This is a genomic window from Bradyrhizobium lablabi (genome assembly GCF_018131005.1).
Taxonomy (GTDB): domain Bacteria; phylum Pseudomonadota; class Alphaproteobacteria; order Rhizobiales; family Xanthobacteraceae; genus Bradyrhizobium; species Bradyrhizobium lablabi_D.
In genome coordinates this window covers 282,007-289,348 of sequence record NZ_JAFCJK010000009.1, presented here as the reverse complement: position 1 = coordinate 289,348, position 7,342 = coordinate 282,007, and the positions used below count along the sequence as shown (strand labels likewise).

At 58.8% G+C, this 7,342-nt stretch carries 9 protein-coding genes; 5 read left to right on the top strand and 4 right to left on the bottom strand.

Annotated elements, in window-relative coordinates:
* Positions 1 to 298: 298 nt before the first annotated feature.
* Complete coding sequence (locus JQ553_RS26465; RefSeq protein ID WP_212502961.1) at positions 299 to 559, bottom strand: hypothetical protein; 261 nt, start codon at positions 557 to 559, stop codon at positions 299 to 301.
* A gap of 127 nt (positions 560 to 686) precedes the next feature.
* On the opposite strand from JQ553_RS26465, the gene JQ553_RS35350 reads away from it, so the two are divergent.
* The gene (locus JQ553_RS35350) at positions 687 to 917 is read left to right on the top strand and encodes a LuxR C-terminal-related transcriptional regulator (protein WP_212502960.1); all 231 of its coding nucleotides are present in this window, start codon (positions 687 to 689) and stop codon (positions 915 to 917) included.
* A 941-nt stretch (positions 918 to 1,858) separates the two neighbouring features.
* Here JQ553_RS35350 and JQ553_RS34990 read toward each other — a convergent pair.
* Positions 1,859 to 1,984, bottom strand: a complete 126-nt coding sequence (locus tag JQ553_RS34990; RefSeq protein WP_283817293.1) for a hypothetical protein — start codon at positions 1,982 to 1,984, stop codon at positions 1,859 to 1,861.
* Between the two features lie 851 nt (positions 1,985 to 2,835).
* Between JQ553_RS34990 and JQ553_RS34985 the strand changes: the two genes are divergently transcribed.
* The 4 genes from JQ553_RS34985 (at position 2,836) to JQ553_RS26445 (ending at position 5,078) form a co-directional block, all read left to right on the top strand.
* Positions 2,836 to 2,967, top strand: coding sequence for a hypothetical protein (locus JQ553_RS34985; protein WP_283817292.1), 132 nt, complete (start codon positions 2,836 to 2,838; stop codon positions 2,965 to 2,967).
* A gap of 275 nt (positions 2,968 to 3,242) precedes the next feature.
* Positions 3,243 to 3,506: a hypothetical protein gene (locus tag JQ553_RS26455; protein ID WP_212502959.1), complete on the top strand. Its 264-nt coding sequence runs from the start codon at positions 3,243 to 3,245 to the stop codon at positions 3,504 to 3,506.
* Positions 3,507 to 4,102: 596 nt separating this feature from the next.
* Positions 4,103 to 4,426, top strand: a complete 324-nt coding sequence (locus JQ553_RS26450) for a hypothetical protein (protein ID WP_212502958.1) — start codon at positions 4,103 to 4,105, stop codon at positions 4,424 to 4,426.
* A gap of 55 nt (positions 4,427 to 4,481) precedes the next feature.
* Positions 4,482 to 5,078 carry an RNA ligase family protein gene (locus tag JQ553_RS26445; RefSeq protein ID WP_212502957.1) on the top strand — a complete coding sequence of 199 codons (597 nt, stop codon included), beginning with the start codon at positions 4,482 to 4,484 and terminating at the stop codon, positions 5,076 to 5,078.
* A 127-nt stretch (positions 5,079 to 5,205) separates the two neighbouring features.
* Here the strand turns inward: JQ553_RS26445 and JQ553_RS26440 are convergent, their stop codons facing one another.
* Together JQ553_RS26440 and JQ553_RS26435 are read right to left on the bottom strand one after the other, a co-directional pair.
* The gene (locus tag JQ553_RS26440) at positions 5,206 to 5,580 is read right to left on the bottom strand and encodes a hypothetical protein (RefSeq protein ID WP_212502956.1); all 375 of its coding nucleotides are present in this window, start codon (positions 5,578 to 5,580) and stop codon (positions 5,206 to 5,208) included.
* Between the two features lie 6 nt (positions 5,581 to 5,586).
* Positions 5,587 to 7,017 carry an outer membrane protein gene (locus JQ553_RS26435; protein ID WP_212502955.1) on the bottom strand — a complete coding sequence of 477 codons (1,431 nt, stop codon included), beginning with the start codon at positions 7,015 to 7,017 and terminating at the stop codon, positions 5,587 to 5,589.
* Positions 7,018 to 7,342: the final 325 nt, after the last annotated feature.

Below are 7,342 nucleotides of genomic sequence, written 5' to 3'. Positions count from 1 at the left end.
AACGAGCGCCGCTTACCCCCGGCCGTCCAGCTCGGCAAAGCGGCAAAAGGCCCCAGCTCATGGGACAGGGGGGGTCCGGGAGCTGGGGTAAGGTCGCATTGGCTGCCCATGGTGTGTGGGGCTAAGGCAGCAATTACCAACTTTCATTCCGACCGGTCGGTTCCTAGCCCGGGGCGTCGAGCGATGCCGTGACCTCGCGCGAGGCACTTGTTCACCGATCGTTAATTCGCGATGTGGACACCTGAAGGCCCCCACTGCGAGGCGGAGGCTTATGGACAGGCTAGCCCTGCTGGAGCAATTAAAGGAAGCCGAACGGAACATCTCCGAAGGTGCGTCCAGGCTTGCGCGCCAAGAGGCGCAGATCGCGGAGTTGGACCGAGAGGGCCATGAGACTCAGCGGGCAAAGATCGTTCTCGCTACCTTGAAAGAAGTGCTTGCGCAGCACTACGAAGATCGTGAGCGCATTTTGATGGAGTTGAAAAAGTAAGCCGCCTCGGTTGATGGTGCTCTCCTGTTTCTGCGCGGTGGCGCGAACCGCACTTGCGTTGCCGAACCTCACGGCGGTAGCCTCCGTCTCGCTTATTCGGAGGCAATGGCATGGGCGGTGACATGCTCTTTCGGGTCTGCGTCAAGGTGCTCGGCCTGTGCTCCATTGCTTTCGCAGCATTCTCCCTCTTCGCACCGTGATGCGCACCGAAGCCAGGCCTCTAACGGCGCGCGAGAAAAAGCTCCTCAGGCGCATGGCCTTGGGGCGGTCGGATTATGAGATCGCCAACCAGATCGGCGGGACCGAGGCGCAGGTTGCGACCCAGCGCCTCCGCTTGCTGAGGAAGCTGGATATCCACGCTGAGCGAGAGATCACTGATGCTGCCGAGAGGTTGGCCCGCTGGGGCGGATCGGGTTCATGCAGGCGCTGAACCGGCACAAGTTTCGCGAGTTCAATCCGGACCGGAAAGACCACCATTGGGGCAAGCGCAAGCTGAAACGAGACCAATGACCGTGGGGTTGGTTTATTCCAGCCGCTAATCTTTCGTGAATTGTTGTTCCAAGGCTCCGTAGAAATACTTGTTCTATGGACATCATGGTTTTTGATTGCGGGCGGCTTTGGCCTGCTCGCGTTAGGCGCGACGTTTACGATCGTGGTGCATTTGGACGCTCGAGCCGAGCGGCGGCGCCAACAGGAGTAAGCCGCCTCAGTTGAGTCCTATCTCGAACACCGGCATTTGCGAACTAGGACGCGGCCGATTGTGACGCAGGATTAGGCCATCGAAATGCGGCTCCAGCAGGTCAGTCCACTCACCTGTTGGGGCCGATTCATTTGACCGCTAGGCAGGACGATAATCTTCCGCCTTATTGAGAGTGCCAGACAATCGGCCAAGCTCGGCCATGACTGGATATCTCGGTAGCTTGGCACGCGCCCAAACGACCCCGGCGCGGGTCATCAAAGGCGCCGAGGATCGCCAACCCAGTGGAGGGTTTTCTCCCCGGCTAACTGTTTGGGGGGGCGCGCGCCGGGAGCAAGGGACCGAACTTCGCAAGCGCCCCGACGTTCCTATTCCTATATCCAGATGAATACGCCACCGCGGGGGCAGCAACTTAGACTGATCGAAGACGCCGCCCAACGCCTTCGAGGCGCAAGGCATGCAGCCGAGCGCCGAGCGTGAGCAACTCGTGCGCAGAGCAGCTTCGCGCATTTCGGAGTGGCTATAGTCGGCTGGTTTGCGAGCGCCGGAATGAGCGGAACCACGCTGCGGCTGGGTGTCATAGGGCATTGCCGATCCCAGTGCGTGGCACCGCGGCTCCCGCATTGCCCTCGAATTGGCGGACAACCGCTCAGTTGGCGACGTCTTTTGATGCGTCAGCCGGGACGCGACTGCATAAGCGACATGATCATCAAGGTGCCGATCAGAACCGCCGGGCCGCAGCTGACGGCAGCAGCTATCCAAAGTTCCGGCTCGCGCATGATCTTGTAATCGTCGTCCATGGCAAAGTCCTCCAGGAAGACCAATGGGTCAACGGTAAGGATCTGGAGACGTTCCCATTACGCCCGCCGGCCCGCGGCAGAGTTACTCACACATGTGATGCGGAGCTACAAACGAAGCCCGCCATTCGCGACGGGCTTGAAGTCCCAGGGAGAAGCATCGTGAAGGTGCTCGTAGAGCATGTCACGAGTCGCGTCCCAGGGGTGTGGCGCGATTGGCACTGTGGACAAGAAAGCCACGAGAGATCGCCATCCAAAAGGGGAGTTGCTTTCGCTCCCTCGTTCCGATTGGATCCAACCGGGGCGACCGAGCTTCAGAATCATGAGCAGCGGACCATATCCAGTAAGAACCGTCACCATCACGGTCGGCGGTGTCGCGCACCACGGAACATATTTCGTTCAAGGTTCGGTGGTGCAGGTACGATCAGTGCTCGGCGCCAAAGCGACTCAGATCGGAATGTCACCGCCGGAAATGATCGCCAAGCTACTTCTTTCAGAGCTAGTGCGCGGTGCCAGCGCAGACGATTAGGGCACCTCCGCCAAGCGCAGAATTGCGCCGCTGAGGGCGCGCCGAGGAGAACGATCCCGAGAGCGTAGCATTCGAATATGAAGTGCTGGAATGAACCGCATCGGTCGGCGGACCACTACGCGATGGTCGTGAGTGCTGGCGATCGTCTGGCAGGTGCTGGGTTCCCTGTGATGACACGCCATATTCGACACCGTGACGGGCGTTCATCGGGTGTTCAGCGCGTCCTGACAAGTTGCGTCAGACTGCAGCCGCTTGATCACAATTGGCGCCGCTCAGCGAGGTTTGTGGAAGCGTCGGCAGCCTCCAGTTTGATCGGAGACCGACCATGATCGTTAGCATTGCCGCCGCAGCATTGGCCCTTCAGTTCAGCATGACGTCAGTTGGCGACATCGAGCACTGGCACCATCATCAGGACGTCCGCGGAACGACGCGCAGCCCGGCTATGGGAGAAGGATAGCTGACGGCGACTCCATCGTGCCCTCATCTCTTATATGCGCCGCCAGCCGATCAAGCTGCGTCGCGAGACCAGTAAAACTCCGCGCTATATTTCTTAACATCATGGCGCGGTCCTCGGAGATAGCCGGTTGTCGCGCGAGCTTATTGAACTCATTTGCGAGCGCTTGACATTGTGCTGCTGTCATCATGATGGTCGTCTTCCCGATACTCGCCCCAGGCTGGGTTCGTGCCAACGTTCCCGGGAAAGACGGGTTCCTAGATGGACTGGAAGGCAGCATGAAATTTGCCGACACGCGCCCCTACGCCGACCCGGAGAAGGCCGCGCGCAAGATCATGGAAATCGCCAACGGCCTTGAGCCCTACATGGACCACCGGCTGCTGATCGAGCGCCTCAACGAGCCGATGCTATTTGAATTCAAGGCAACGCCCGCCGAATGGAAGGCTGGGCTGGATCTCGCCATTGAGCGGGGCTGGCTTGTGCTGCATGAGAGCGGCACCTATGCGAAGTTCACTCAGGCGGGCAAAGACCTGTTTGCATAGTAAACCCCAACTCCTTTGGATTCGCCGGGGGATTGGCTAGTTCTGCAGGAGCTGGGGTCATGTCAGGTCGCCGCCCGGTTGCGCGCAGGCGGCAAACAGTAACGTCATCCCTGCTCGCTGGTTCCTACCGCCCTAGCCCCAGCTCCTGGGGGATTTGCCGGTTCTCCAGAGCTGGGGCTTGGAGTGCGCAGGGTTGCCGCCCACAACCCACTGACAGGCGGCAACGAGAACCTTGCGCTGCTCGTCCACCGACCGCAATAACGCATGTGAATCGCAGGCGGCCCCTTTCGATTCCGGCTCGGAATGGTGAGAACATTTTTCATCGATGTGAATGAGAACAGACGTTTATTTGAATGAGAACAGCCGTTAGCGGGCTCAAACGTTTAGCGAACAAAACTACCCGCATTGGGAAGCCCTCACGAAAAGACCCCAGCTCCTGACGAGGAGCTGGGGCTGAGGCTTCCCTTCGATTCCGCCGCCGCAAGGCGGCAGCAAAGCAACCCATACCCCCGCATAGACGTTCCTAATCAACACAGGCGATTCGCAATTTGGCCACGGTGGACTTAGCTTGGACTCCGTCCATTGGAGTATTGCGTATGGGCCAGGCGCCTTCCATCATTCCGAACGACCGGCTCGACCGGACCTTCTACCTCGTGTTCGAAGACTTCACGAACGGTGCGGCCTTCCGCGAGACCGACGAGGGCCTCGATTATCTGACCCTCATCGAGGATCTGCTCGCGGGCCAATATGAGGACGTGCTGCGAGTGGTCGCGTTCAATCCGGCCGAGGGTTGGGCACGCGACGCCTCCGCGGAGGTCGCCCACGATCTGGAGCAGCGGATCGGCGCCGAGGGCCTTCAGGTGTCCGACAGCCTCATCGATTTCATCGAGAGCTACATCGGCCGGTCGATCCGCGCATAGTTGGCGCTGCCGCTGAAGGACTCGCATTCACGCCGGTGATGCATAGATGCCGGCCATGACCAAGAAATTTGAATTTTGCAAACCGGAGGCCCAGAAGGTTGTTCCGAGCGGTCCCGATTGGATCCACGAGGTTAAATACGACGGCTACCGCGGGCGCGTGATCCGCGACGCCAAGGATGTGAAGATCCTTTCTAGATCCGGACTGGACTGGACGTGGCGCTTCCCGTGGATCGCCGAGACAGCCCTGAAGATCCGCAAATGTCGCTTCATGGTCGACGGCGAAATCTGTGTCCTCGACGTGCAGGGCATGTCGGACTTCAGCGCGCTGCACTCCAATCGCCGCAACGATGAGGCCCAGCTCTACGCCTTCGATCTTCTGGTGCTGGAGGGTGACGACCTGCGCGATCTTCCCTTGGTGGATCGCAAGAGCAAGCTCGCACAGCTTCTGGCCCGCCGACCCGAGGGCATCTTCGTGGCGCCCTATGAGCAAGGCGAGATCGGACCAGGCCTGTTCGACGCAGCGTGCCGCATGAAGCTTGAGGGCCTTGTCTCCAAGCACCGACTGCGGCGATACCGACCGAAAACGTGCGACTGGATCAAGGTGAAGAACCGTGAGCACCCAGCGTACAGCCGCGTGGTTGATCAATTCTAGGGCGAGGACGTCTGCTTTTGCGTCCAAGCAGAACATTTCTGCTCAGTCAGAGCATTGCCGAGTTTGACCTCTTGCGGACATCGGCGCGGGGATTCACGAGGCCCCGCCAGGCTGGTTGAGACAGCTGCTACTTCTGCTCGGGATTTGGCATGCCGCATAACTTGATCAGTGCCTCCAATAATACTGCCGTAGCTGGTTTGGGGTACAGCTCGGGGCGTGAGCGAACAGCAACCTTCATTTCTTCAACAATATCGTGGGCCTTTATCTGCTGCTTCACAACACAGTCGTTATAATACTTGGAGGTCCTCGCTTGAGCTGGAACAGCGATCGTGAAAATCGCATCAATTGCTCCCGAAATGTAGATCTCTTTCAATCCTGCCGACAGTCGTTCCCACTGGTCATAGGTGAAGACCACAGATTGAGCGTGCGCAGGAGTTGCTAGAGCCACTAAGGCACAAAGTCGTATACGAAGCCTCCACGCTGGCTCGACAACAGGGGACATGACCTCCTACCTCTCCGGGAATAGCAGAGATAATTCGGCTCGCAATTGCCAATTGGGCGTGCCGGTTGGACGAACGACGTTGTAGTAGCCGGATATGTATGCGCTCACCGGCTGGTCGCCGAGCCTGAAGATTCGACCAATGCCGCCACCGATCGGTACGGTCCACTGCTGCCCCGGAGCGGCGAGCCAGTTCGACGTGATTACCGGCGAACTTGTCAGGAACCAGCCGTGCGCCATGTTGTAGTTGACAAACGGCTGCGCGAGAAATTCGTTCACGTTCTGGCGCAACGGATTGCCGCCAACCGACCACTGATTGTTGACCAACACGCCGATCACCCAATGTCCCGGCGTTGTCAGGAAGACGGCCGTGGGGCCGACCAGCACCCTTCCCTGTCCAAGAATAGGATCGCTCGCAGACGGGACCGTAAAGACGGGACCGAGGCCCCAGATCAGAGCGCCTGGATGGGTGGGGGTGAAAAAGAACTGCTGGGTAATGTCGCCAATTCCATTCGTGTTGTTGTTGAAAAACGGACTGGGCTGACTGATCACGGGCATGATGGTGCGCGAGATCACGTTCCAGTCCGCATTGATGCGCAGCGGTATGACCGGCTGAATGTTGAGCACTTCCTGGGTGCGGTTGAACGGTCCGGCGTTGAAATTCGTATTGCTCTGGAACGGAACGCTGACGAGATCGGCGATGGGATTTTGCGATTTTTTGGCGAGGTCTTCGTCTTCGGAAGGATGAGCAGAATGCCCGGTTCTTGTCGGCGCGGTCGTCTCGGCAAGGCCGCTCTGAAATTTGTAGTTCGCGCCAAACTTGACCATTTGAAGGTCGCGGTTCAACGGAATTGGCGGGACGGTGGACGAAGTCCAGCTTCCCAGCCCGATGTAATCGTACTCGAGTTTGAGCGTCCAATTCGCTTTGAAGCCGTACTCGATACCCACGCCAGCTAGCCAGCCCGAGCTGGTGTTGGATCCCTCCCAACTGACGCCGGGAAAGTTCAACGAGGCATTGCTCTGCACCCAGCCACCGCCAAGCTTAGTGTAGAAAAGCCAGCGGTCCTCCACCAGCCCGATGCGGCCTGCCACTGTGCCAATCCAGTTCTGCCTCACGGAGCCGGGTGTAGGCGTCGGAAGCGTGGGATGACCAAACGTGGCCCCATCGAAATCACCTTCCACGCCAAATAAAAGATGGCCGGCCTGGAAATTGTAGCCGGCTTGAACGCCACCGATGAATTCGGTGAGGCCGCCATAAAAATTGTTGCCTGGAATGTTCAAGCTGCCGTTGGTCCACGCCCCACCGAGATTTGCGCCAAGATAAAACCCTGACCAATTGTAAGGCGGTGGGGGAGCAGGCGGAGCCTTCACTGGCATGTCCGCAGCACGCGCAGTGACACTCACGCAGATTGCAAGCAGAGCCGGAAGGAACAACTTCATGGCACGCTCCCATGTTGGGTAACGATATTGCCAAGCTTTCCTGTCGCTTCCTCATTCAACTACAAGGCGTTATGTTTGACTGTCACTTACGGGACACACCCGGCGTGAATTTCAACCAGACTGAGTGCTCACCGCATACAAGGTGGCCCGAAGCCGATGTGCCCATTTGGCCGCGCGTGTCGGCTTTTAGAGGGAGAGCTAACCAAGGGCGGATGGGTCGGCGAAGTCGCCTTTGGCGCTTCTCGGACATTCGATTAGACGTCCGTGATGTCCGCCTTCGAGGGCTAAAGCGGACACGGCCCTGATGCTGACTGCCGTCGCCCCT

Coding starts and splice junctions, on each gene's coding strand:
- JQ553_RS26450 (WP_212502958.1), top strand. CDS start 4,103: ATGGGCCAGGCGCCTTCCATCATTCCGAACGACCGGCTCGACCGGACC.
- JQ553_RS26455 (WP_212502959.1), top strand. CDS start 3,243: ATGAAATTTGCCGACACGCGCCCCTACGCCGACCCGGAGAAGGCCGCG.
- JQ553_RS26435 (WP_212502955.1), bottom strand. CDS start 7,017: ATGAAGTTGTTCCTTCCGGCTCTGCTTGCAATCTGCGTGAGTGTCACT.
- JQ553_RS35350 (WP_212502960.1), top strand. CDS start 687: ATGCGCACCGAAGCCAGGCCTCTAACGGCGCGCGAGAAAAAGCTCCTC.
- JQ553_RS26445 (WP_212502957.1), top strand. CDS start 4,482: ATGACCAAGAAATTTGAATTTTGCAAACCGGAGGCCCAGAAGGTTGTT.
- JQ553_RS26440 (WP_212502956.1), bottom strand. CDS start 5,580: ATGTCCCCTGTTGTCGAGCCAGCGTGGAGGCTTCGTATACGACTTTGT.
- JQ553_RS34985 (WP_283817292.1), top strand. CDS start 2,836: ATGATCGTTAGCATTGCCGCCGCAGCATTGGCCCTTCAGTTCAGCATG.
- JQ553_RS34990 (WP_283817293.1), bottom strand. CDS start 1,984: ATGGACGACGATTACAAGATCATGCGCGAGCCGGAACTTTGGATAGCT.